Genomic DNA, 22,837 nt, shown 5'->3' with positions numbered 1-22,837 from the left:
CTCACGGCGCGATGACCAGGTGGCTGATCAGGCCGTCGCGCAGGGTGAAGCGGTAGGTCAGGTCGACCGTGCCGCCCGGGAAGTCGCCCTCGACGTGCTGGACGACCGCGTAGTGGGTGTCGTCGCCGCGGCGGAACGAGGTCGGCGTGCTCGTGTAGGTCCACTCCGTCGAGGACCGGCCCACCCAGGCCCGGATCGCCTCCGTCCCGGTGTGGGTGCGGCCGTCGTCGACGACCACGGCGTCGGGGGTGAAGCTCGGCACGGCGGTGTCGGCGTCGCGGGCGTTGTGGGCCTCGAGGTAGCGGTCGACGGCGGTGGGCAGGTCGGTGCGCGGGATCTCGCGCTCGGTGGCGTTCGCGGACATGCTCGGCAATGTAGCAGCGTTATAGTCAAAGGTGTAGTGCCGCTATACGGCGGCGAGGCGGTCGAGCCAGTCGCGCAGCAGCGCCGTCTCGTGGCGGCCCAGTTCGGTCGGGGCCTGCGGCAGGGCCGCGGCGAGCGCCGTCGCGGCCGCCGCGACGTCCGTCGGCGTCGGGGGGACCGGCTGCGCGGTCCTGGCGACCGAGGCGAGCACGGCGTCGCGCACCCGGGCCGACATCGCCCAGTCGACCTCGTCGGCGCCGGTCGTGATGAGGGCGAGCGTGACGCCGCTGCTCGCCGCCAGGATGTCGGCCGCGGCCGCGGTGGCCGGGACCGTGAGCCGTCCGGCCCGCGCGGCGGGCTCCAGGGTCCGCAGGATCATCGCCTCCACCTCGCCCACCACGCCGCAGCGCCGCCCGCGCTGCACGCGGCCGTAGATGTGGGCGTAGAAGGCGGGGTGCTCGACGCCGAACCGGACGTGGGCGTCCCAGCCGTCGCGGACCGCCGCGATCGGGTCGTCGGGCCCGGGCCGGGCGGCCCGGGCGGCGAGGAACTCCCGGAACCCGTGGCTGACCACGGCGTCGAGCAGCGCCTGCTTGCTGCCGAAGTGATGGTAGAGCGAGGGCGCCTGCACCCCGGCCAGCTCGCAGATGGCCCGCGTCGGGACGTCGGGGTCGGCCGCGTCGTCCAGCAGCTCGGCGCAGGCCAGCAGGAGCCGGTCGCGCACCGGCGCGCTCGCCCGCGGAAGGGTCATGGCACCAACCTACGTGCCGCCGTGTAGCGCTGCTACAGACTCCCCGCCGTGCTCAGCGCGCGGGCGGCGGGGGCGGTTCGTGCTCAGCGCGCGGGCGGCGGGGGCGGTTCGGCGGCGAACGCGGCCAGGGCCTCGGTCGCGCGGTTCAGGAACCGGGCGATGGAGCGCTGCTCGTCGGGGGTGAACTCGGCGATGACGGCGCCGAGCGCGCCGAGCATCGGGGCCAGCGCGGCGCCCGCCTCGGTGCGGGCGCTGTCGGTGAGCGCGAGCACGACGCGGCGGCCGTCGGTGGGGTGGCGGACGCGGCGCACGTGGCCCGCCGACTGGAGGCGGTCGACCAGCGCGGTCGCCGAGGCGGAGCGGATCCGCAGCAGGTGGCCCAGGTCGACCGGGCCGAGCTCGGTGTGGTCGACCAGGTGCTGCAGCGCGATGACGTCGCTGACGCCCAGGCCCAGCCGGCGCGCCAGGGTGTCTTCCACGTCGTGGGTCTGCGCCAGCAGCACGCGCAGCGCGTTCGCGACGTCCGGGCGATCCGGGTCGTCCGGGGCTTCCGGCAGGGCCATGGCGCCACCCTAATCCGGAAAAGTAGCTAGACTGTCTAGCGAGCATGCCGGTCGGTGAGGGAGGTCCCGGGATGACCAGTGGTGGCGCGGACGCGGCCGGCTTCCGGGAGATGAACCGGGCGATGGTGCAGCGGCTGCGCGGCGCGCCGCCGACGCCCACCCGCGCGGCGGCATCGAGGCGGGACCCCGCGGCGACGTCGAGGAGATCGGGGTGACCCGCGTCCAGGGCCGCCCCGCGCGGCGGGTGGTGGCCGCGTACGCCGCGGCCGCGAGCGGCCCGCCGCGGGCCGCCTTCCCGTTCGGCGACGACGCCCCCATCGAGGAGGTCGAAGCGGTGCTCGACGGGATGGCCGTCTTCGAGGTCGTCGAGGAGCCGGCGTGAGCGGCGAGCCGGTGGCCGTGGTCGGCGGCGGACCCGGCGGTGCGCTGCTGGCGTACCTGCTGGCCAGGGCGGGCGTCGCGGTGACGCTGTTCGAGTCCCGGTCGGACTTCGAGCGCGAGTACCGCGGCGACTCGCTGCACCCGTACACCATGGAGCTGCTCGACCGGCTGGGCCTGGCCGACGAGGTGCTGGAGCTGCCGCACCGCAAGGCCGCCGCCTTCCGCTTCCACACCCCGCACGGCGTCATCACCGCGGCCGGCTACGCCCGGCTGCCCACCCGCTTCAACTACGTGGCGATCATGCCGCAGGCGCTGCTGATCGACCTCCTGGTGCGCAGGGCGGGGGAGTACCCGGGCTTCCGGCTGCGGACGAGCACCAAGGTCATCGGCCTGCTGACCGGGCCCGACGGCCGCGTGCGGGGTGTGCGGTACCGCGACGGCGGCGCCGGGGGAGGCGGCGAGGGCGAGCTGGCGACCTCGCTGGTCGTCGGGGCCGACGGGCGCCACTCGACGGTGCGCAGGCTCGCTGACATCCCGATCACCAGCCTGGGCGCCACCACCGACCTGATCTGGTTCCGGCTGCCGCGCCGCCCGCAGGACCCACCCGACGCCGACCTCGACCTCTACTGCGGACCGGGCCGCTACGTCGGGATGCTCGGCTCCGACGACCACTGGCGGATCGGGCTGGGCATCCCCAGGGGCGGCTACGCCGCGGCGCGCCAGGCCGGGGTCGGGGTCGTGCAGGACTTCCTGCGCACGCACGTGCCGTGGCTGGCCGACCGGGCCGGCCTGCTCACCGACTTCACCCAGACCAGCCTGCTCTCGGTGGACATCGCGGCGGTCGCGCGCTGGCACCGCCCCGGGCTGCTGCTGATCGGCGACGCCGCGCACGTGATCTCCCCGGTCGGGGGCAACGGCATCCTGATGGCGGTCCAGGACGCCGTCAGTACGGCGAACGTCCTGGTCCCCGTGCTGCGCCGCGGTGAGCCCGCCGACGCCGACCTCGCCCGCGTCGAGGCCCAACGCGTGCCCGCGATCGCGGAGGTGCAGGCCGCCCAGGTCCGCACCGAGCGCTCGCTCGCCCGCGCCCGCGAGCGCAACCGGCTCGCCGCGCCGCCGCGGTTCCTGCGCCCGATCCTCGCGCTGCCGGTGGTGCAGCGGCGCTCGGCGCGGTCCAACGCCTACGGCCCGCGTGCCCCGGAGCTCGACCTCGCCGTCCTCGACGCGTCCGCTCCGGGCGCCGGGCAGCCTGCCGCGCGCCGGGGCTAGCGGCCGGCGCGCGCCGCGTGGGCGCGGGCGCGCAGGTGGTCGGACATGGTCCGGGTGCGGACCGGGCGCCCCCACAGGAAGCCCTGGCCGTAGCGGCAGCCCAGCGCGTGCAGGCGGGCCGCCTGGGCCGGGGTCTCCACGCCCTCGGCCACGGCGGTCAGCCCGAACGCCTCGACCAGCCCGAGGATCGCCGCGGCGACCCGGAGCTGCTGCGGGTCGGTGTCCAGGTCGGTGATCAGCGAGCGGTCGATCTTGATGGTGTCGACGGACTGGCGGCGCATGTAGCCGATCGAGGAGTAGCCCGAGCCGAAGTCGTCGATGGCCACGCCGACCCCGGCGGCGCGCAGCTTCTCCAGCGCCAGCGCGGTCTGCGCGTCCTCGCCTAGCAGCTGGGTCTCGGTGACCTCCAGCACCAGGTCGCCCGGCGCCGCGCGGTGGCGGCCCAGCCGTTCCAGGACGTCGTCGGCGAACGCGGGGGAGCGCAGCTCCAGCGGCGAGATGTTGACGTGCATGCCGAAGTCGCTGCCGCCCAGCACCGTCGAGCGCCACTTCGCCACCTGGGCGATCGCGGTCTCCAGCACCCACCCGTCCAGCGGCACCACGAGCCCGGTGTCCTCGGCGACGGAGATGAACTGGTCGGGGGTCAGCAGCCCGCGCACGGGGTGCTGCCAGCGCACCAGCGCCTCGACCCCGGCGATCCGGCCGCTGCCCAGCTCGACGATCGACTGGTAGCGCATCTGCAGCTGGCCGTCGGTGATCGCCGCGCGCAGCTCATCGGCCAGCCGGACCCGGCGCAGCGCGGTCGCGTGCATCGTGGACTCGAAGAACTCGATCCCGCCGCGGCCGCGCCCCTTGGCCACGTACATCGCGGTGTCGGCGTCGCGCAGCAGGGTCTCCGCGGACAGGTTCGGCTCGGCCAGCCGGATGCCGATGCTGGTGCCGACCCAGCACTGCTGCGCCCCGGCCTGCACCGGGCGCTGCAGCGCCTGCTGGATCCGGGTGGCCACGTCCACGACCTGGTCCACCGTGGCGTGCGAGATCACCACGGCGAACTCGTCGCCGCCCAGGCGGGCCACGGTGTCGATGTCGCGGACGACGCTGCGCAGCCGCCGCGCGACCTCGACCAGCAGCAGGTCGCCCACGCTGTGGCCGAAGCTGTCGTTGACGACCTTGAACCCGTCGAGGTCGAGCACCAGCACGGCGGGCGGCCCGCCCCGTCGCTCGGCGCGGGCCACGGCGCGGTCGAGGCGCGCGGACAGCAGCGTCCGGTTGGCCAGTCCGGTCAGCTGGTCGTAGAGGGCGAGGCGTTCGAGCTGGCGGTGGGCGTCGGCGACCTGGCGGGTCCGCTCGGCGACCCGCAGCTCCATGTCCTCGGTGAGGACCTGCAGCTCCTCGGCCAGCATGCCGAGCCCGACGGCGATCGCGTCGACCCGGTCGCCCGCCGGTGAGGCCTCGATGCGGGCGTCGAGGTCGCCCGAGGCCAGCCGGACGACCAGCTCGACCAACTGGTCCAGGCGCGCGTCGGCGTCGTCAGGTCCGGGTGTCGTCACCGCTCAACCAGGCCAGCGCCGCGGACTCGGAGGTGAAGTAGCGGGTCGGGATCGACATGACGATCACGCTGAGGGTGAAGTTGGCGATCACGCGGTCGACCGGCGACTCCCCGAGCAGCGCGACCTTCGACGCCGAGTACTCCTCGGCGAAGGCCTGGCGGCCCTCGCGGGTCAGGCTCGCGGTGCCCCTCATGTCGACCAGCAGGGGGCGCTTGATCCCGTCGTTGAGCTCGTCGAGGCGCTTGATCGCGCCGCGGGCCAGCTCGCCGGTGATCCGGGTGCCGCGACGCCAGTCGCACCGGACGTAGCCGCCCTGCTCGAGGTGCAGCGTCACCGTCTCCTCGCGCTCCGCGTCCTCCCGCACGCGCAGGACACTAGTCGTGGTGCGTCCGAACGGCGGCTTGCGCGCGCAAATGTCAGCACATCGGATCCGCCGAACGCCTAGGTCGGCGCGGTGGTGGCCGGCCCGCACAGGAGCGACCGCCGCCGCCCCCGGTCAGTGGGACAAGCTGGTCGGCGTCGGAGGCGACGGCGGGCGCAGCGGCGCGGCCGGGGGCAGCAGCGCGGGCACCACCAGCTGCGCGCGCAGCCGCCAGTCGGCCCGGGCGAACAGGGCGGTCATCGTCGCCGCGGTGGCGCGCAGGTCGTCGCGGGCGGTGAGGTAGTTCCAGCGGTGGTGCTCGGGCAGCGCGAAGAAGCGCTCGAAGAAGACCGGCACGTCCGCGGGGGGCATCCGCAGCAGCGCCTCCAGCCCGATCCGGCGGAACCGGTGCACCGCGCGCGCCCCGGCCGGCCACACCACCTCGCGCGCGGCGGCCAGGGCCTCGCCGGGACGCCCGGGCAGGTGCGCGGCCAGGGCGGCGGCCACCCGGGGGGCCAGGGTGAGCGCGGTGGCCACGCTGAACCCGCTGGCCGGGTGGACCAGCGGCGCCGCGGCGCCGAAGCCGAGCACGCCGGCGCCGCGGTGGCGCGGGACGTCCACCGGGAACCGCACCCGCTCCACCCCGGCGTCGGCCGCGACCACCACCCCGTGGCGGGCCAACCGGGCGGCCAGCCGCTCGCGCAGCTCGGGCAGCCCGAGGCCGGGCCGGCGGGCCAGCGAGGTCTCCTCCAGCAGCACCCGCGACCCGTCCAGCGGCACCCCGTAGAGGAAGCTCGGCCAGCCCGGGCGGCCGTGGTCGGGCCGCCAGTCCATGAACAGCGCCTCGCCCGGCCGCACCAGCGGCGCGGCCGCCCCGCTCGGCACGACCACGCCGTAGGCGGTCTGGTCGGCGGTCACCGCCCGGGCCGCCGGTCGTCCCAGCGGCTGGGCGGCGCCCCCGGCGTCGACGACCACCCCGGCGCGCAGCTCGGAGCCGTCGGCGAGGAGCACGCGGCCCGGCGCCGGTGACCCGACGGCCCGACCGCGGCGCACCTCGACCCCGCCGCGGCCCATCCCGGCGTCGAGGTGGGCCCGCAGCGCGGGCACGTCGAGCACCGCGTACTCCCAGCCCAGCGCGTGCGCGCTGAGCGCGACCGCCCGCCCGCGGACCCGCACGGCGACCGCCTCGGCCGGCAGGTCGGCGGGGAGCTCGCCCGCCCACGTCCCGTAGGTGGCCCGCCACGGCGCCGCGGGGGCCCGGTCGAGCAGCACCGTGCGCAGCCCGGCGCGACCGCAGGCCGCGGCCAGCGCCCGGCCCGCCGGTCCGCCGCCGACGACCGCGACGTCGGGCGGGGTCATCGCACCGTCCGCCCCGCGCGCGGGCCGGCCGGGCTCAGCCGCCACCCCCGCCGCCGGTGGCCAGCACCCCGCCGTCGATGCGGACGGTCTCCCCGGTGATCCAGGACGCCGCGTCCGAGACCAGGAAGCCGACCAGCGAGGCGATGTCCTCCGGGGTGCCCAGCCGCTTCATCGGGTAGGCCGCGGCGACCTTGTCCTCCCCGCGCTCGTAGAGGGCGGTGGCGAACTTGGTCTTGACCACCGACGGGGCGACGGCGTTGACCCGGATGCCCGGCCCGAGCTGGGCGGCGAGCTCCTCGGTGAGCCGGATCAGCGCGGCCTTGGACGCGCCGTACGCGGCGATCATCCCCGTCGAGCGCAGCCCGGCGGTGGAGGCCACGTTGATGATCGAGCCGCCGTGCTCGCCCATCCAGGCCCGGTGCGCCAGCTGCACGAACCCCAGCGCGGCGACCACGTTGACGTCGAAGATCTTGCGCACGGCGCCGAGGTCGGCCTCCACCAGCGGCCCGTAGCTGGGGTTGATGCCGGTGTTGTTGACCAGGATCGACAGGTTCCCGAACGCCTGCACCGTCTTGTCGACGGCCTCGGCGCGCGACTCGTCCGAGCCGGCGTTGCCCGCCACCGCCAGCACGCGTGCGGAGTCGCCGCCCGCGTCGTCGGACACGAGCTTGTCGGCGGCGGCCGCCAGCTCGTCCGGCTTGCGCGCGGTGATCGTCACCGACGCGCCCCTGGACAGCAGTTCGGCTGCGATGGCCAGGCCGATTCCGCGGCTCGCTCCGGTCACCAGGGCCGCCCTGCCCGTGAGATCAGTCATGGCTGGGACCCTACGGTCCGGAACGCGGTTGCAGGGTCGGTACTCTGGTCGTGTGATCCGGATCGGGTAGGCCGCCCTCGCGGACGCCACCACACGCCGAACCGGAACCCCTCTGGAGAGCCTCCTCGTGATCACCGCCACCGACCTGGAACTGCGCGCCGGGTCCCGGATCCTGCTGTCCGGGGCCAACCTGCGCGTGCAGCCGGGCGACCGGATCGGCCTGGTCGGGCGCAACGGCGCGGGCAAGACCACCTCGATGCGCGTGCTCGCGGGTGAGGGCGAGCCCTACGCGGGCTCGGTGTCGGCCAACAGCGCCGTCGGCTACCTCCCGCAGGACCCGCGCGAGGGCGACCTCACCGTCGCCGCGAAGGACCGCGTGCTCTCCGCACGCGGCCTCGACGAGATGCTGCGCAAGATGGAGAAGGCCCAGTCGGCGATGGCCGAGCTGGTCGACGGCCCGCAGAACGAGCGCGCGGTGCGCGAGTACGGGCGCATCGAGGAGCGGTTCTCCGCGCTGGGCGGCTACGCCGCCGAGAGCGAGGCGGCCCGCATCTGCGCCCACCTCGGCCTGCCCGAGCGGGTGCTCGAGCAGCAGATCTCCACCCTGTCCGGCGGCCAGCGCCGCCGGGTCGAGCTGGCCCGCATCCTGTTCGCCGCCTCCGACGGCGGCGGGGGCGGCGCCCGGAGCGCCACCACGCTGCTGCTCGACGAGCCGACCAACCACCTCGACGCCGACTCGATCACCTGGCTGCGTTCGTTCCTGTCCGCGCACGACGGCGGCCTCGTGGTGATCAGCCACGACACCGACCTGCTCGCCGCGGTGGTCAACAAGGTCTGGTTCCTCGACGCCAACCGCGGCGAGGTCGACGTCTACAACATGGACTGGAAGCGCTACCTCGACGCGCGGGCCACCGACGAGAAGCGCCGCCGCCGCGAGCGGGCCAACGCCGAGAAGAAGGCCGCGGTGCTGCACACCCAGGCGGCCAAGATGGGCGCCAAGGCCACCAAGGCCGTCGCGGCCAAGAACATGGCCCGCCGGGCCGACCAGCTGCTGGCCGGGCTCGACCCGGAGCGCCAGCAGGACCGGGTCGCCAAGATCCGCTTCCCGGCGCCGGCCCCGTGCGGGCGCACCCCGCTCACCGCGGAGGGGCTGACCAAGGCGTTCGGCTCGCTGGAGGTCTTCACCGGCGTCGACCTCGCGGTCGACCGCGGGGCGAAGGTGGTCGTGCTCGGCCTCAACGGCGCCGGCAAGACGACCCTGCTGCGGCTGCTGGCCGGCACCGAGGCCGCCGACTCCGGTCGGGTGATCCCCGGGCACGGCCTGCGCACCGGCTACTACGCCCAGGAGCACGACACCCTCGACCTGGACGCGACGGTCTGGGAGAACATCCGCCACGCCTCGCCCGACACCCCCGAGCAGCAGCTGCGCACCCTGCTGGGCTCGTTCATGTTCTCCGGCGACCAGCTCTCCCAGCAGGCGGGCACGCTCTCCGGCGGGGAGAAGACGCGCCTGGCTCTGGCCGGGCTGGTCTCCAGCGCGGCGAACGTGCTGCTGCTCGACGAGCCCACCAACAACCTCGACCCGGCCAGCCGCGAGCAGGTGCTCGACGCGCTGCGCCGTTTCGACGGGGCGGTCGTGCTGGTGACCCACGATTCCGGGGCGGTGGAGGCACTGGATCCGGACAAGGTCATCGTGCTGCCCGACGGCACCGAGGACTTCTGGTCCGCCGACTATCTCGAACTCGTCCAGTTGGCCTGATCGGGCGGTTTGTTCGACGCCCTGATCCACCCGAACGGCTACTGAAGATCCCGGTGTGACCGGGATCGCACCACCGGCTGTCCGATCTCGGCCGTTCTCGATCCACTTCTGGGGTGACCAGCAGGTCGCGTCGGGGTGACGGGCTGGTTATGGGCTCCTCAACGATCACCCGCCTGCGTGATCCGTTCGGCGGAACCGCTCACCGATCATCGAATGGATCTCCTGGTCCGCCCCTGTCACCCTGGAGATCATTGCCGGGCACCGGGGGCGACATCTCAGCGGATGGCCCGCTGAGGGGGTTAGAGGAGGTCTGGGGCTGTGGCCGATCTGAAGAAGGGTGCCCGAATCACGGGCACCCAGCGCGACAAGCTCGCAACGGATCTGAAGAAGAAGTACGAGAAGGGCGCCAGCATCCGCGCGCTCGCCGAGCAGACCGGCCGGTCGTACGGATTCGTGCACCGGGTGCTCAGCGAGACCGGGGTCACCCTGCGCGGGCGCGGCGGCGCCACGCGCACCAAGAAGAAGTAGCAGCCCGACCGCAGTGGTCGGGGGCCCCGCACGGGGTCGGTCGGGGCTGAGCCATCAGCGGGCCCGCAGGGGTGGCCCCACCGGCGCGACGGTCGCGCCGGTGCAACCCGATCCGGGCGCGACGCCAGTCGCGCCGCACCCCCGACGACCAACGGCCGGCGGTCGCGTCGGCCGTCCGGGCTGTTCCATCGAACGGCCTACACCCGAGCAGACGCAGACATCCGGCCGTTCAGCGTAGGTCCGGCTGGCCGGACCACTGGCGGTAGACACCCGTCGGGCTCTGCATCCCCGCCGCGGCGCGATCCACCGTGCCCGCGCCGCCGCGTCGACCGCGTGCGAGGGTCGACCGGTCGGGGACGGGACTTTCCGCCGTGCCCCTGACGTTGCGCCTAGCTGCAACGCTGTAATCGGGCACGAAGGAGTGGGATGGACGGCGCCTGGGGGATGATGCGCGGGGTGGCGCGCGCGGCCGACGCACCCACCTCGATCCGCCGCGGCACGCTGCCGCGCATCTGGCGCTTCGCGCGCCGCTACCGGCGGCTGCTGATCGGCTTCCTGTCGCTGACGGTCGTCAGCGCGACAGTCGGCGTGCTCACCCCGGTGCTGGCCGGGCGCGTGGTCAACGCCATCATCGCCGGCGGCCCGGACGCGGCGAGCACCGTGGTCACGCTGGCCGGCGCGGTCGCCGGGCTGGCGGTCCTGGAGGCGCTGGTCGGGCTGGGCACCCGGTGGTTCTCCGCGCGCATCGGCGAGGGGCTCATCGTCGACCTGCGCAGCGCGGTCTTCGAGCACGTCCAGCGCATGCCGGTGGCGTTCTTCACCCGCACCCGCACCGGGGCACTGGTCAGCCGGCTCAACAACGACGTCATCGGCGCCCAGAGCGCGGTCACCGGCACGCTGGCCTCGGTGCTGAGCAACGTCATCCAGCTCGCGCTGGCCGTCACGGTCATGATGACCATGGCCTGGCAGGTCACCCTGCTCGCGCTGGTGCTGCTGCCGATCTTCGTCATCCCGGCCCGCCGGATGGGCCGCACCATCGCCGACCTGCGCCGCGAGAACGCCGACCTGAACGCCTCCATGGGCAACCAGATGACCGAGCGCTTCTCGGCCGCCGGCGCCACCCTGGTCAAGCTGTTCGGCCGACCGGCCGAGGAGGCCGTCGACTTCCGCGGGCGCGCCGAGCGCATCCGCGACATCGGCATCCGCACCGCCATGGTCTCGCGCGTCTTCGTGACCTCGCTGTCGCTGGTCTCGGCGCTGGCCCAGGCGCTGATCTACGGCCTGGGCGGCTACCTCGCGGTCACCGGGCAGATCGACGCGGGCACCGTGGTCACCCTGGCCCTGCTGCTCACCCGGCTCTACTCGCCGATGACCGCGCTGGCCAACGCCCGCGTCGACGTGATGACCGCGCTGGTCTCGTTCGAGCGGGTCTTCGAGGTGCTCGACCTGCAGCCGATGATCGCCGAGCGGCCCGACGCCCGCGACCTGCCTCCGGGCCCGGTCTCCGTGCGGCTGCGCGACGTGCGCTTCGGCTACCCGGGAGCCGACAAGGTCTCGCTGGCCTCGCTGGAGGAGGTCGCCGTGCTCGACCACCGCACCGGCGAGGAGGTGCTGCACGGGGTCGACCTGGAGATCGGCGCCGGGCAGATGGTGGCGCTCGTCGGCTCATCGGGAGCGGGCAAGTCGACCATCGCCTCGCTGGTGCCGCGGCTCTACGACGTCGACGGCGGCGCGGTCGAGCTGGCCGGGGTCGACGTGCGCGAGCTGACCTTCGCCGCGGTGCGCGGGGCCGTGGGGGTGGTCACCCAGGACGGCCACCTGTTCCACGACACGATCCGGGCCAACCTCGCCTACGCCGCCCCGGACGCCACCGACGCCGAGATCGTCGACGCGATGCGCCGGGCCCGGCTCGGCGACGTGCTCGACGCCCTGCCCGACGGGCTGGACACCGTCGTCGGCGAGCGCGGCTACCGGCTCTCCGGCGGCGAGCGCCAGCGCCTCACCATCGCCCGGCTGCTGCTGGCCAAGCCGCGGGTGGTGATCCTCGACGAGGCCACCGCCCACCTGGACTCCGAGTCCGAGGCCGCCGTGCAGGAGGCGCTGGGCGAGGCCCTGCAGGGGCGGACGGCGATCGTCATCGCGCACCGGCTGTCCACGGTCCGCGACGCCGACCTGATCGCGGTGATCGAGCACGGCCGGATCGTCGAGCGCGGCACCCACGACGGGCTGCTCGCGGTGGGCGGGCGCTACGCGGCGCTGCACCGCACCCAGTTCGCCGGCGACGGCACCGTGACCCGGCTGGTCGCCCACCCCGCCTGAGTCCCGCGATCACGCCGTCCGGCCGGGGCGCGCGGACAGCACGCCGTCGCCCTCGCGGGTGCCCTGCGGCACCCGGACCGACCCCTCCACCAGGTCCAGCACCGAGCCCAGCTCGCCGACCGGCAGGTCCATCGCCAGGTGCGACACCAGGCCCTCCAGCACCAGCTCCAGGAACCGGGCCAGCACGGCCTCGTCGACGTCGGCGCGGACCGTGCCGGCCGCGGCCTGGCGGCGCAGCCGCTGGCGGGTGGCGGCGGTGAGCGCGTCGGCGCTGCGGCGCCAGTGCTCGCGGAAGCCGGGGTCGGTGCGCCCGCGCCGGGCGATCTCCAGGAACGTGCCCGCCCAGCCGGCCTGCAGCTCCTCGGGGGCCGCGAGCAGCTCGCGCATCACCTGGACCAGGCCCTGCTCGGCGACGATGTCGGCCATGCGCTCGGTGTCCTGCTCGGCGACGGCGAGGAACAGCGCCTCCTTGTCGCGGAAGTGGTGGAAGATCGCCCCGCGGGACAGCCCGACCGCCTGCTCCAGGCGGCGCACCGTGGCGCCCTCGTAGCCGTGGCGGGCGAAGCAGGCGCGCGCGCCGTCCAGGATCCGGGCGCGGCGCGCGGCGAGCTGCTCGACGCTGACCCGGGGCACCCGGCGAGGATAGCGCTCACCGGACGGCCGTACTGCTGGCGAAACCCCGCGCGGGATTCACCTGCATCCGTGGGGCATCAGGCGTAGCGTCGTTCCGCGTGGGTACTGAGCTGGGCTTGGCGCTTCCCGACGGATCGGCGGACGCGCAGGTGCGGGACGACCCGCCCGACGCCGGTCCCACCGTCCTGCACGACTGCGCCGACGCCGAGGCGTACGTGGCGTCGGTGTGCTTCAAGCACGGGCCTCCGCGCCTGGTCGGCGTGGAGCTGGAGTGGCTGCTGCACCGGCCACGCTCGCCCCTCGCGCCGACGGACGCCGCCGCGCTGGCCGGCGCGCTCGGCCCGCACACCCCGACCACGATGGACCCCGCTTCCCCCGCCGCTCCCCTCCCCGAAGGCTCCGAGGTCACCGTGGAGCCCGGCGGCCAGCTCGAGCTCGCCAGCCGGCCCTACCCCGACCTCGCCCGGCTGACCGCCGCGGTCACCGCCGACGCAGGGCACCTGCACGACATGATCGCCGCGGCCGGGCTCAGCCCGATCGACCGCGCCGCCGACCCCGTCCGCCCGCCGCTGCGGATCCTGGACGTGCCCCGGTACCGGGCCATGGAGCAGGCCTTCGACCGGCTCGGCCCCTCCGGGCGCAGCGGGATGTGCGCCACCGCCGCCGTGCAGGTCTGCCTCGACTCCGGCGAGTCCACCGCGGTGGCCGACCGGTGGGCCGCCCTGCACGCGGTGGGACCGGCGCTGCTGGCCGCGTTCGCCAACTCGCCCGACCTGCACGGGCGGCGCACCGGCTGGAAGTCGGCCCGCTGGGCCAGCTGGCTGCGCGCCGACCCGCCGCGCACCGCCCCGCCGGCGGTCGCCGACGCCGTCGCAGGCGACCCGGCCGCGTCGTGGGCCCGGCGGGTGCTGCACAGCCCGGTGCTCTGCGTGCGCGACGGCTCCGACGGCTGGCTCGTGCCGCACGGCGTCACCTTCGCCGACTGGATCCGCGGCGCCATCCCGGCCCGCCGGCCCACCCTCGACGACCTCGACTACCACGTCTCCACGCTGTTCCCGCCGGTCCGCCCGCGCGGCCACCTCGAGGTGCGCTACATCGACGCCCAGCCGGGCAGGCGCTGGGCGCTGCCGGTGGCGGTGCTGGCCGGGCTGCTGTCCGACCCCGCCGTCACCGACCGGGCCCGCGAGGCGTGCGAGCCCGTGGCGGGCCGCTGGGTCTCCGGCGCCCGCCACGGGCTGGCCGACCGCGTGCTGGCCACGGCGGCCGCCGCGGTGTTCGAGCTGGCCCGCGGGGCCCAGGCCGCGCTGAACGCGCCGGACTGGGTGGTCGCCGACCTCGACGACATGATCGAACGACAGGTGCTGCGCGGGCGGTGCCCCGCCGACGACCCGGAGCCGTCATGAGCGCGCCCGGCACACCCACCCGACACCCGCAGGGGAGTACACCGTGACCGAGACCGTGGCGGCCACCGCACCCGCCGTCGTCGAGCTCACCACCGAGCAGCTGCGCACCCGCGTCGCCGAGCTGCTCGCCGCGTCCCGGGCCCGGTCGAGGGCCCTGACCGACGCCGTCGACGAGGCCGACCTGGTGGCACAGCACTCGCCGCTGATGTCGCCGCTGGTCTGGGACCTGGCCCACATCGGCAGCCAGGAGGAGCTGTGGCTGGTGCGCGACGTCGGCGGCCGCGAACCGCTGCGCCCGGAGATCGACGGGCTCTACGACGCCTTCCAGCACTCCCGGGCCAGCCGCGTCGCGCTGCCGCTGCTCACCCCGCACGAGACCCGCGCCTACGTCGCCGAGGTGCGCGACAAGGCGCTCGACGCCCTGCACACCAGCCCGCTGGCCGGGGGGCGCAGGCTCACCGAGCACGGCTTCGCCTTCGGCATGATCGTCCAGCACGAGCAGCAGCACGACGAGACGATGCTGGCCACCCACCAGCTGCGCGCGGGCGCCGCCGTCCTGCACGCGCCCGCGCCGCCGCCCGGTCGCCCGCTGCCGGCGCGCGAGGTCCTCGTCCCCGCCGGCGCCTTCAGCATGGGCACCTCCACCGAGGCGTGGGCGCTGGACAACGAACGCCCCGGCCACGTCGTCGACCTGCCGGCGTTCTGGATCGACACCGCACCGGTCACCAACGGCCGGTACGCCGAGTTCGTCGCGGCCGGGGGCTACGACGACCCGCGCTGGTGGACCGACGCCGGCTGGCGCCACCGCACCGAGGCCGGCCTGACCGCCCCCGGGTTCTGGCGGCGCGACGGCGCGGGGCAGTGGTACCGCCGCCGCTTCGGGGTGGTCGAGCCCGTGCCCGCCGACGAACCGGTGGTGCACGTGTCCTGCCACGAGGCCGACGCCTACGCCGCGTGGGCGGGCAAGCGCCTGCCCACCGAGGCCGAGTGGGAGAAGGCCGCCCGCTTCGACCCGGCCACCGGGCGCTCGCGGCGCTTCCCCTGGGGCGACGCCGACCCGACCCCCGCGCACGCCAACCTGGGCCAGCGCCACCTGGGCCCGGCCCCGGTCGGCGCCTACCCGGCGGGCGCCTCGGCGCTGGGGGTGCACCAGCTCATCGGCGACGTCTGGGAGTGGACGGCGTCGGGCTGGCACCCCTACCCGGGCTTCGAGGTCTTCCCCTACCCGGAGTACTCGCAGGTCTTCTTCGGCGGCGACTACCGCGTGCTGCGCGGCGGCTCCTTCGGCACCGACCCCGCCGCGATCCGGGCCACCTTCCGCAACTGGGACCACCCGGTGCGCCGGCAGATCTTCAGCGGGTTCCGGCTGGCCCGCGACGCCCGATCGGGGGACCACTAGCGCGTGTGCCGCCACCTGGCCTACGTCGGTCCGTCGGTCACCCTCTCCTCGCTGCTGATCGAGCCGGCGCACGGGCTGCTCGTGCAGTCCTACGCCCCTTCCGACATGCGCGGCGGCGGCACCGTCAACGCCGACGGCTTCGGCGCGGGCTGGTATCCCGGGCCAGGGGACGAGGCCGTGCGCTACCGCAGCGCGTCGCCGATCTGGGCGGACGCCTCGTTCGCCGCGGTGGCCGGGGCCACCCGTTCGACCGCGGTGCTCGCCGCGGTGCGCTCGGCGACCGTCGGGATGGCGGTCACCGCGCCCGCCGCGGCCCCCTTCGCCGAGGGGCGCTGGTTGTTCAGCCACAACGGGGTGGTCCGCGGCTGGCCCGACTCGATGGCCGGCCCGGCCGGCGAGCTGCCGGTGACCGACCTGCTCACCCTCGACGCCCCGACCGACGCCGCCCTGCTCTGGGCGCTGGTGCGCGACCGGCTGCGCCGCGGCGCCGACCCCGCCGCCGCGCTGGGCGAGGTGGTCGTCGCGGTGGCCGCCGCCGCTCCGGGATCGCGGCTGAACCTGCTGCTCACCGACGGCACCGGGATCTGGGCGACGGCCTGGGACCACGCCCTGTCCGTGCGCACCACCGACGACGCCGCGCTCGTCGCGTCCGAGCCCCTCGACGACCCCGACTCCTGGACCCCGGTGCCCGACCGGCACCTCGTGGTGGCCCATCCGGGCCGCTGCCGCACGACCCCGCTGCCCGCGCCCGACCGGCCGGCGCCCGCGGGCCCATCGACGACCGGAGCCCCATGACCCTCCTGCTGGACGTCCACCTGACCGATCGCGACGCCGACGCCGCGCTGCGCGCCGACGCCCTGGCCGGTCTCACCGCCACGCCCAAGCACCTGCCGCCCAAGTGGTTCTACGACGCGCGGGGCAGCGAGCTGTTCGAGCGGATCACCGAGCAGCCCGAGTACTACCCGACGCGCACCGAGCGGGCCCTGCTCGACCGCTCCGCGCCCGAGATCGCCGCGGTGTCGGGCGCCGACGTGCTGGTCGAGCTGGGATCGGGCTCCTCGGCCAAGACCCGGCTGCTGCTCGACGCGTTCACCTCCTCCGCCCACCCGGGCGGCGGGCTGCGCTGGTACGTGCCCCAGGACGTCAGCGAGTCCGCGCTGCGCCAGGCGATGGACACCCTCGGCCCCGAGTACCCCGGGCTGCGGCTGCGCGGCGTCGTCGGCGACTTCACCCGCCACCTCGACCGCCTGCCCGGCGGCAGGCACACGCCCCTGGCCGACGGGCACCGGCGGATGGTGGCCTTCCTCGGCGGCACCATCGGCAACCTGCTGCCCGCCGAGCGCGACCGCTTCCTCACCGGGCTGCGCGCCGTGCTGGAGCCGGGGGAGCAGCTGCTGCTGGGGACCGGCCTGGTCGTCGACCCCGCCCTGCTGGTGCCCGCCTACGACGACGGCGCCGGGGTGACCGCCGAGTTCAACCGCAACGTGCTGCGGGTGCTCAACCGCGAGCTGGGCGCCGACTTCGACGTCGACGCCTTCGCCCACGTGGCGCTGTGGGACCCCGAGCAGGAGTGGATCGAGATGCGGCTGCGCGCGGAGCGGGCGATGACCGTGCACCTGGACGGGTTGGACCTGACCGTCGAGTTCGCCGCGGGGGAGGAGCTGCGCACCGAGGTCTCGGCCAAGTTCCGCCCCGAGCGGCTCGGGGCGCTGCTCGCCGGCGCCGGGTTCGCGCTGACCCGGATGTGGACCGACCCGGACGGCCGCCACGCCCTGTCGCTGGCGACCGCGGCCTGAGCCGGTGCGCGGGCGTCGATCAGCGGCCGGTCGCGGCGTAGCGTCCCCGGTATGCAGACCTGGGACGCGATCCGGGCGCGGCGCAACGTCCGCACCTTCACCGACCAGTCGCTGGATCCGGCCGACCTCGATCGGATCCTGGAGGCCGGGTGGCGCGCCCCGTCGGCGAAGAACCGCCAGGCCTGGGACTTCGTCCTGGTCACCGACCGCGACCGGCTCGCCGAGCTGGCGACCGTCTGGCAGGGGGCCAGGTTCATCCCCGGCAGCCGGGCCACGATCGTGCTGACGGTGCCCGACCCCGAGGAGGAGCGGTTCCCGGCCATCGACCGCTTCGACCTCGGCCAGGTCACGATGGCGATGATGATCGCCGCCACCGACCTGGGCATCGGCAGCGGCCACGCCTCGGTGCGCGACCAGGACGCGCTGCGCCGGATCATCGGCATGCCCCACGGGCACTCCGGGGTCGCCCTGATCGGCCTGGGGCACCCCGCCGACCGCCCACTGGGCCCGCCGGTCGCGCTGGCCCGCCGCCCCTTCGACGAGGTGGTGCACCGTGGCACCTGGTGACCGGCGCTGGCGCACCGACGGCGTGCGGGTCGTGCCCGGCGACGCCCTGGACGCGAACACCCCGCAGACCCCCGGCATGCACCGCGCCGCCGCCGTCGACGGCGACCGGGTGGGAGCGCGCAAGCTCTGGGCGGGCACGGTGACCATCCACCCCGGCGCCCGCACGGGCGCGCACCACCACGGCGAGCTGGAGAGCGTGATCTACGTGGTGCGCGGCCGGGCTCGGATGCGGTGGGGCGAGCGGCTGGAGTTCACCGCCGAGGCCGGCCCGGGCGGGTTCATCTTCGTCCCGCCGTGGGTGCCGCACCAGGAGATCAACGCACTCGACGACGAGCCGCTGGAGTGCGTGCTGACGCGCAGCGGGCAGCAGCCGGTGGTGGTCAACCTCGACATCGAGGGGGTGCCCGATCCGGAGCACGTGGCGTGGGTCGACCCGGGTCACCCGGCATGACCTGATCGACCCGGGGTGAGCGCGAGGCGCACCGCCCGCCCGACCACCGGCCTGCCCTGCGCGGCCGGCAGCCGCCACGAGCCCTGCGGCGAGCCGTTCACCCCGACGGTGTGCGGCTCGGCGTGCGGCCGGCCCGTCGACCCCGCCGCCGTCCGCGCGCAGCCGGGCCCCGGTGCCGCCGCCCGGCCGGGCACCCGGTGCTCGCCGAGCGGTTCGCGCGGGCCGCCGCACCCGCTCCCAGCTGCGCGGACGTTCAGGGCGAGCACTCGGGCTGACGTCGCTCTACTCTCCGGTCACCACGAACGGGGGAGGGTCGATGAGGACACGTGCCCGCACCACGACGGTGCTGTCCGCGATGCTGCTGCTGGCCGCCACGGCCTGCGGATCCGGGGAGGAGCCCGCCGAGGAGGGTGGGGGCAGCCTCACCGTGTGGACGCTGGAGAACCTGCCCGACCGGCTGGCCGCCCAGCAGTCCCTGGCCCAGCGGTTCAGCGAGCAGACCGGCATCGCGGTCGAGCTGGTCGGCATCGACGAGGACCAGTTCAGCCAGCTCATCACGTCCTCGGCGGCCGGCGGCGACCTGCCCGACGTCGTCGGGGCGCTCTCGCTGACCGGAGTCCGCTCCCTGGCCGCCGACGAGCTGCTCGACCCCGACACCGCGGGCCGGGTCGTCGAGGAGCTCGGCGCGGACACCTTCTCCCCGCGCGCCCTGGAGCTCACCCGCGACGGCGACACCCAGCTCGCCGTGCCCAGCGACGGCTGGGCCCAGCTGCTGCTCTACCGCAAGGACCTGTTCGCCGCGGCCGGGCTGCCCGAGCCGAAGACCTTCGCCGACGTGACCGCGGCCGCGCAGCGGCTCAACACCGATGGCGTCGCCGGCTTCCTCGGCGGCACCGCCGCGGGCAGCGCCTTCACCCAGCAGACCTTCGAGCACCTCGCGCTGGCCGACGGCTGCGAGATGGTGGACGACGGCGGCGAGGTCACCCTCGACAGCCCGCAGTGCGTCGACGCGCTGAGCTTCTACAACGACCTGATCCGCAACTCCTCGGTGCCCGGCGCCCAGGACGAGGACACCACCCGCGCGGCCTACTTCGCCGGCCAGGGCGCGATGCTGGTGTGGTCGTCGTTCATCCTCGACGAGCTGGCCGGGCTGCGCGCCGACGCCGCCCCGAGCTGCCCGGAGTGCGCCGCGGACCCGCGGTTCCTGGTCGACAACACCGGCGTGGTCACCGCGCTCACCGGTCCGCAGGGCACCGAACCCGCGCAGTACGGCGAGGTCGTGTCCTGGGCGGTGCTGGCCGACGCCGACACCGACCCGGCCGGGCAGTTCGTCCGGTTCATGATGTCGGACGGCTACCAGGACTGGCTGGGCTTCGCCCCGGAGGGCAAGTTCCCCACCCGCACCGGCACCGCGGACTCGCCGAACCAGTACGTCGACGCCTGGCGCGCGCTGCCCGCCGGGGTGGACACCAAGGCGCCGCTGTCGCAGTTCTACCCGGCCGAGGTGCTCGACACCCTCGGCACCAGCGTCGACACCTTCCGCCGGTGGGGCATCACCCAGGGCCAGGGCGACCTGATCGGGGCGACGCTGGGCGAGCTCCCCCTGCCGCAGGCCATCGCCGCGATGACATCGGGCGCGACCGACCCCGCCGCGGCGGCGGCGCAGGCCGACGCCGACGTCACCGAGATCCAGGACTCGCTGCGATGACCACCGGGGCCGGCACGCCGCCCCGGGAGACCCAGCCGACCGACCCGTCCGGTCCCGAGCCGAAGACCCCGGTCCGGGACCGGTCGGGCGGCAAGCAGCTCACCCGGGCCCAGCGCGACGCCCGGGCGGGGCGGCTGCTGCTCAGCCCGACGCTGCTGGTCGTGCTGGTCGTCGTGGTGGTGCCGATCGTCTGGTCGATCCTGCTGGCCTTCCAGGACCTGCGGCTGATCGACCTGCGCAGGCGCGGGCTGTTCGGCGAGTTCTCCCTGGAGAACATCGCCGACGTGTTCACCTCCTCGGGGTTCTGGGAGGGCCTGCGCACGACGCTGCTCTTCTCGGTGGTCGGCACGATCGGGTCGATCGGCATCGGGCTGGCCGCGGCGCTGGCGCTGCGCAAGCCGTTCCGCGGGCGGACCTTCGTCCGGGCGTCCATGCTGCTGCCCTACGTGGCGCCGGTGGTGGCGGTGGCCTTCGTCTGGCAGACCATGCTCAGCCCCCAGTTCGGCATCGTGAACCACGTCGGGCGGGAGTGGTTGGGCTGGGACGACCCGATCGCGTTCCTCAGCCAGCGCTCCGCGGACGTGTCGCTGTTCGGGCTGCAGGTCAGCGTGCCGGTGGCGCTGCTGACGGTGATGGCGTTCGAGGCGTGGCGGTACTTCCCGTTCGCGTTCCTGTTCCTCACCGCCCGGCTGCAGGCCGTGCCCGGTGAGCTGGAGGAGGCCGCCACGGTGGACGGCGCCACCCCGACCCAGCGGTTCCGCCACGTGCTGCTGCCGCAGCTGCTGCCGGTCATCGCGCTGCTGTCGGTGCTGCGGTTCATCTTCACCTTCAACGAGTTCGACGACATCTTCCTGCTCACCGGGGGCGCCGCGGGCACGGAGGTGGTCAGCGTGCGGGTCTACAACCTGCTCACCGACCGCGGCGACATCGGCGGCGCGGCCGCGCAGGCGCTGGTCCTGGCGCTGGTCCTGGTCGTGTTCCTGATCGTCTACTTCAAGTTCTTCGCCAAGCGCGTCGAGGAGGTCTGAGGTGACCCAGGAGACGCTCGTCGAGCCGACCGGGAGCAGCACCGCGCCGGCGCCTCGGCGCTGGAACCGCGACCTCGTGGAGACCCGCGTCCTCGGCGTGCTGCGCTGGGTGGTGATCGTCGTGCTGGTGCTCGCCACCGTGTTCCCCTTCTACTACATGGTGGTGCTGTCGCTGCGCAGCCTCGACGAGGTGCTGCAGCGCCCGGGGCTGCTCTGGCCCGCCGAGCTCGACTTCACCACCTACGTCGAGGTGCTGGCCTCCGCGGCCTCCGGGGGCCAGGGCTTCCTGGTCTTCCTGCGCAACAGCGCGGTCATCGCGCTGCTGACGGTGGCGGTCACGCTGGTGGTGGCCATCCCGGGCTCCTACGCGATCAGCCGGTTGCACTTCCGCGGCCGCCGCCAGGTCAGCGCGCTGTTCCTGGCCGTCTACCTGTTCCCGGCGATCCTGCTGGCCGTGCCGCTGTTCGTGTTCTTCTCCGCGATCGGGCTGCGCGGCTCGATCGTCGGGCTGCTCGTGGTCTACGTCGCGCAGACCGTGCCGATCTCGATCTACATGCTGCGCAACTACTTCGAGACGGTCCCGGTGTCGCTGGAGGAGGCCGCGGCGATGGACGGGGCCACCCGCCGGCAGATCATCCTCAAGGTGAGCCTGCCGCTGGCCATGCCGGCCGTGGTGTCCAACGCGCTCTACGTCTTCATGATCGCCTGGAACGAGTTCCTGTTCGCGCTGCTGTTCCTGGCCGAGGACCGCGAGCGCTGGACGGTGTCGCTCGGGCTGAGCCAGCTCGCCGGCAGCATCGAGATCCCGACGACCGTGCTGATGGCGGGCTCGGTGCTGCTCACCATCCCGATCGTGATCATCTTCTTCTTCACCGAGCGGCTGCTCGTGGAGGGGTTGACCGCGGGGGCCGAGAAGGGCTGAGAGACGGCCTGGGCGGGGGAGCGGGCCCGGCGCTCACCCGATCGCCACCTGGACCAGCAGCACGCCCGCGCCGAGCGCCGACACCCCGACGACCGCGGGCCGCACCCAGCCCCGGTCGACGAACCGCCGGGCCGGGCCGGAGGCGAGGAAGCCGACCACCATGGCGGGCAGCAGCACGGCCGCGGCGGTGAGGTGGTCGACGCCGACCTGGCCGCCGGCGACCAGGGCGCCGATCGACAGCGCCGACCCGGCGGTGAAGTAGGCGCCGAGCGTGGCGCGCACCCGGACGCCGGACCGGTCCTGGTAGAGCAGGGCGACCGGCGGTCCGCCGATGGAGGCGGCGGTGCCGCCCGCGCCGGAGACCAGCCCGGCGACCAGCAGGGCGGGCACCGTCGGCCGGGGGCGCCAGGTGACCACCGACAGCGCGGCGCAGACCAGCACGACCCCCGCGACGACGGCCAGGAACACCCGCGTCGGCAGCAGCGCCACCGCGAGCACCCCCAGCGCGGTGCCCGGCAGCCTGCCGAGCAGCGCCCAGCCCACGCCGGTCCAGTCGGCCCCGCGCGGCTCGCGGGCCACGGTGAGCACGGCGTGCACCGCGGTCACCAGCAGCAGGGGGACCGGCACGAGCGCGGGGTCGATGATCGCCAGCAGCGGGGCGGCCACCAGGGCCAGCCCGAAGCCGACCGCCCCTTGGACGAGCGCGCCGAGCGCGACGACGAGCCCGGCGAGCAGCAGCACCCCGCCAACGTCGCACGTCTCGGGCGGGAACACCATTGTGACAACGATCCGTTGACACCGGCGTGCGGTCAGCGATCCGGCGACGTCGCGCCTGATGCCTCCCCTCCTGTGACAACGAATCATTGACGCTGTCTTGACGTCAGCGAAACGGCGACCTGCGGGCGCCGCGTCG

General features: G+C 74.8%; 24 protein-coding genes. 15 read left to right on the top strand and 9 right to left on the bottom strand.

The window, feature by feature from the left end:
- Position 1: 1 nt before the first annotated feature.
- The 3 genes from KDL28_RS34330 to KDL28_RS34320 all read right to left on the bottom strand — a co-directional run bounded on the left by KDL28_RS34330 (position 2) and on the right by KDL28_RS34320 (position 1,677).
- Positions 2–364, bottom strand: coding sequence for a nuclear transport factor 2 family protein (locus KDL28_RS34330; protein WP_252445386.1), 363 nt, complete (start codon positions 362–364; stop codon positions 2–4).
- Positions 365–406: 42 nt separating this feature from the next.
- Positions 407–1,114, bottom strand: a complete 708-nt coding sequence (locus KDL28_RS34325; protein WP_252445385.1) for a TetR/AcrR family transcriptional regulator — start codon at positions 1,112–1,114, stop codon at positions 407–409.
- Between the two features lie 83 nt (positions 1,115–1,197).
- Complete coding sequence (locus KDL28_RS34320) at positions 1,198–1,677, bottom strand: MarR family winged helix-turn-helix transcriptional regulator (protein WP_252445383.1); 480 nt, start codon at positions 1,675–1,677, stop codon at positions 1,198–1,200.
- A gap of 71 nt (positions 1,678–1,748) precedes the next feature.
- Here KDL28_RS34320 and KDL28_RS34315 point away from each other — a divergent pair, with 71 nt between their 5' ends.
- The 3 genes from KDL28_RS34315 to KDL28_RS34305 are packed head-to-tail and all read left to right on the top strand — an operon-like array spanning position 1,749 to position 3,327.
- Positions 1,749–1,892 (top strand): hypothetical protein, encoded by a 144-nt coding sequence (locus KDL28_RS34315; RefSeq protein WP_252445381.1) that lies wholly within the window; start codon positions 1,749–1,751, stop codon positions 1,890–1,892.
- The gene (locus tag KDL28_RS34310) at positions 1,889–2,059 is read left to right on the top strand and encodes a hypothetical protein (protein WP_252445379.1); all 171 of its coding nucleotides are present in this window, start codon (positions 1,889–1,891) and stop codon (positions 2,057–2,059) included. The genes KDL28_RS34315 and KDL28_RS34310 overlap by 4 nt, the downstream gene beginning before the upstream one ends.
- Positions 2,056–3,327, top strand: coding sequence for an FAD-dependent oxidoreductase (locus tag KDL28_RS34305; RefSeq protein ID WP_252445377.1), 1,272 nt, complete (start codon positions 2,056–2,058; stop codon positions 3,325–3,327). The genes KDL28_RS34310 and KDL28_RS34305 overlap by 4 nt, the downstream gene beginning before the upstream one ends.
- On the opposite strand, the gene KDL28_RS34300 is transcribed toward KDL28_RS34305, so the two are convergent.
- The 4 genes from KDL28_RS34300 to KDL28_RS34285 all read right to left on the bottom strand — a co-directional run bounded on the left by KDL28_RS34300 (position 3,324) and on the right by KDL28_RS34285 (position 7,411).
- A complete protein-coding gene (locus KDL28_RS34300) occupies positions 3,324–4,877 on the bottom strand; it encodes a putative bifunctional diguanylate cyclase/phosphodiesterase (protein WP_252445376.1) in 1,554 nt (517 codons plus the stop codon). The two genes, KDL28_RS34305 and KDL28_RS34300, sit on opposite strands and share 4 nt — an antisense overlap.
- Positions 4,858–5,241: a DUF7793 family protein gene (locus tag KDL28_RS34295; protein WP_252445374.1), complete on the bottom strand. Its 384-nt coding sequence runs from the start codon at positions 5,239–5,241 to the stop codon at positions 4,858–4,860. Before KDL28_RS34295 ends, KDL28_RS34300 begins: the two co-directional genes overlap by 20 nt.
- A gap of 132 nt (positions 5,242–5,373) precedes the next feature.
- Positions 5,374–6,597, bottom strand: a complete 1,224-nt coding sequence (locus tag KDL28_RS34290; protein ID WP_252445372.1) for a lycopene cyclase family protein — start codon at positions 6,595–6,597, stop codon at positions 5,374–5,376.
- 34 nt (positions 6,598–6,631) lie between these two features.
- Positions 6,632–7,411, bottom strand: coding sequence for an SDR family oxidoreductase (locus KDL28_RS34285; RefSeq protein WP_252445370.1), 780 nt, complete (start codon positions 7,409–7,411; stop codon positions 6,632–6,634).
- Positions 7,412–7,538: 127 nt separating this feature from the next.
- On the opposite strand from KDL28_RS34285, the gene KDL28_RS34280 reads away from it, so the two are divergent.
- From KDL28_RS34280 to KDL28_RS34270, 3 genes are all read left to right on the top strand, one after another.
- A complete protein-coding gene (locus KDL28_RS34280) occupies positions 7,539–9,170 on the top strand; it encodes an ABC-F family ATP-binding cassette domain-containing protein (protein WP_252445368.1) in 1,632 nt (543 codons plus the stop codon).
- Positions 9,171–9,488: 318 nt separating this feature from the next.
- Positions 9,489–9,698: a helix-turn-helix domain-containing protein gene (locus KDL28_RS34275; RefSeq protein WP_028932228.1), complete on the top strand. Its 210-nt coding sequence runs from the start codon at positions 9,489–9,491 to the stop codon at positions 9,696–9,698.
- Positions 9,699–10,124: 426 nt separating this feature from the next.
- Complete coding sequence (locus KDL28_RS34270; protein WP_252445367.1) at positions 10,125–12,017, top strand: ABC transporter ATP-binding protein; 1,893 nt, start codon at positions 10,125–10,127, stop codon at positions 12,015–12,017.
- 9 nt (positions 12,018–12,026) lie between these two features.
- Here KDL28_RS34270 and KDL28_RS34265 read toward each other — a convergent pair whose 3' ends face one another.
- The gene (locus KDL28_RS34265) at positions 12,027–12,650 is read right to left on the bottom strand and encodes a TetR/AcrR family transcriptional regulator (protein WP_252445365.1); all 624 of its coding nucleotides are present in this window, start codon (positions 12,648–12,650) and stop codon (positions 12,027–12,029) included.
- A 98-nt stretch (positions 12,651–12,748) separates the two neighbouring features.
- On the opposite strand from KDL28_RS34265, the gene egtA reads away from it, so the two are divergent.
- The 9 genes from egtA (at position 12,749) to KDL28_RS34220 (ending at position 21,924) form a co-directional block, all read left to right on the top strand.
- Complete coding sequence (gene egtA / locus KDL28_RS34260) at positions 12,749–14,053, top strand: ergothioneine biosynthesis glutamate--cysteine ligase EgtA (RefSeq protein WP_252445364.1); 1,305 nt, start codon at positions 12,749–12,751, stop codon at positions 14,051–14,053.
- A 43-nt stretch (positions 14,054–14,096) separates the two neighbouring features.
- Positions 14,097–15,452 (top strand): ergothioneine biosynthesis protein EgtB, encoded by a 1,356-nt coding sequence (gene egtB, locus KDL28_RS34255; protein ID WP_372497160.1) that lies wholly within the window; start codon positions 14,097–14,099, stop codon positions 15,450–15,452.
- A gap of 3 nt (positions 15,453–15,455) precedes the next feature.
- Positions 15,456–16,247, top strand: coding sequence for an ergothioneine biosynthesis protein EgtC (gene egtC / locus KDL28_RS34250; RefSeq protein WP_252445362.1), 792 nt, complete (start codon positions 15,456–15,458; stop codon positions 16,245–16,247).
- A complete protein-coding gene (gene egtD, locus KDL28_RS34245) occupies positions 16,244–17,248 on the top strand; it encodes an L-histidine N(alpha)-methyltransferase (protein ID WP_252445361.1) in 1,005 nt (334 codons plus the stop codon). The genes egtC and egtD overlap by 4 nt, the downstream gene beginning before the upstream one ends.
- Positions 17,249–17,299: 51 nt before the next feature.
- Positions 17,300–17,815, top strand: coding sequence for a nitroreductase family protein (locus tag KDL28_RS34240; RefSeq protein WP_252445359.1), 516 nt, complete (start codon positions 17,300–17,302; stop codon positions 17,813–17,815).
- Positions 17,802–18,266, top strand: a complete 465-nt coding sequence (locus KDL28_RS34235) for a cupin domain-containing protein (protein ID WP_252445358.1) — start codon at positions 17,802–17,804, stop codon at positions 18,264–18,266. Before KDL28_RS34240 ends, KDL28_RS34235 begins: the two co-directional genes overlap by 14 nt.
- A gap of 316 nt (positions 18,267–18,582) precedes the next feature.
- Positions 18,583–19,974 carry an ABC transporter substrate-binding protein gene (locus KDL28_RS34230; protein ID WP_252445356.1) on the top strand — a complete coding sequence of 464 codons (1,392 nt, stop codon included), beginning with the start codon at positions 18,583–18,585 and terminating at the stop codon, positions 19,972–19,974.
- A complete protein-coding gene (locus KDL28_RS34225; RefSeq protein ID WP_252445354.1) occupies positions 19,971–21,002 on the top strand; it encodes a carbohydrate ABC transporter permease in 1,032 nt (343 codons plus the stop codon). Before KDL28_RS34230 ends, KDL28_RS34225 begins: the two co-directional genes overlap by 4 nt.
- A 1-nt stretch (position 21,003) precedes the next feature.
- Entirely contained in the window at positions 21,004–21,924 is a 921-nt protein-coding gene (locus tag KDL28_RS34220) for a carbohydrate ABC transporter permease (RefSeq protein ID WP_252445352.1), read from the top strand.
- A gap of 33 nt (positions 21,925–21,957) precedes the next feature.
- Here the strand turns inward: KDL28_RS34220 and KDL28_RS34215 are convergent, their stop codons facing one another.
- On the bottom strand, positions 21,958–22,701 hold the full coding sequence (locus KDL28_RS34215; protein ID WP_252445350.1) for a sulfite exporter TauE/SafE family protein: 744 nt from the start codon (positions 22,699–22,701) through the stop codon (positions 21,958–21,960).
- Positions 22,702–22,837: the final 136 nt, after the last annotated feature.

This window comes from Pseudonocardia humida (assembly GCF_023898865.1).
Lineage (GTDB): Bacteria > Actinomycetota > Actinomycetes > Mycobacteriales > Pseudonocardiaceae > Pseudonocardia > Pseudonocardia humida.
The sequence above is the reverse complement of the archived record's forward strand: the minus strand, read 5'-3'. Positions and strand labels throughout refer to the sequence as shown.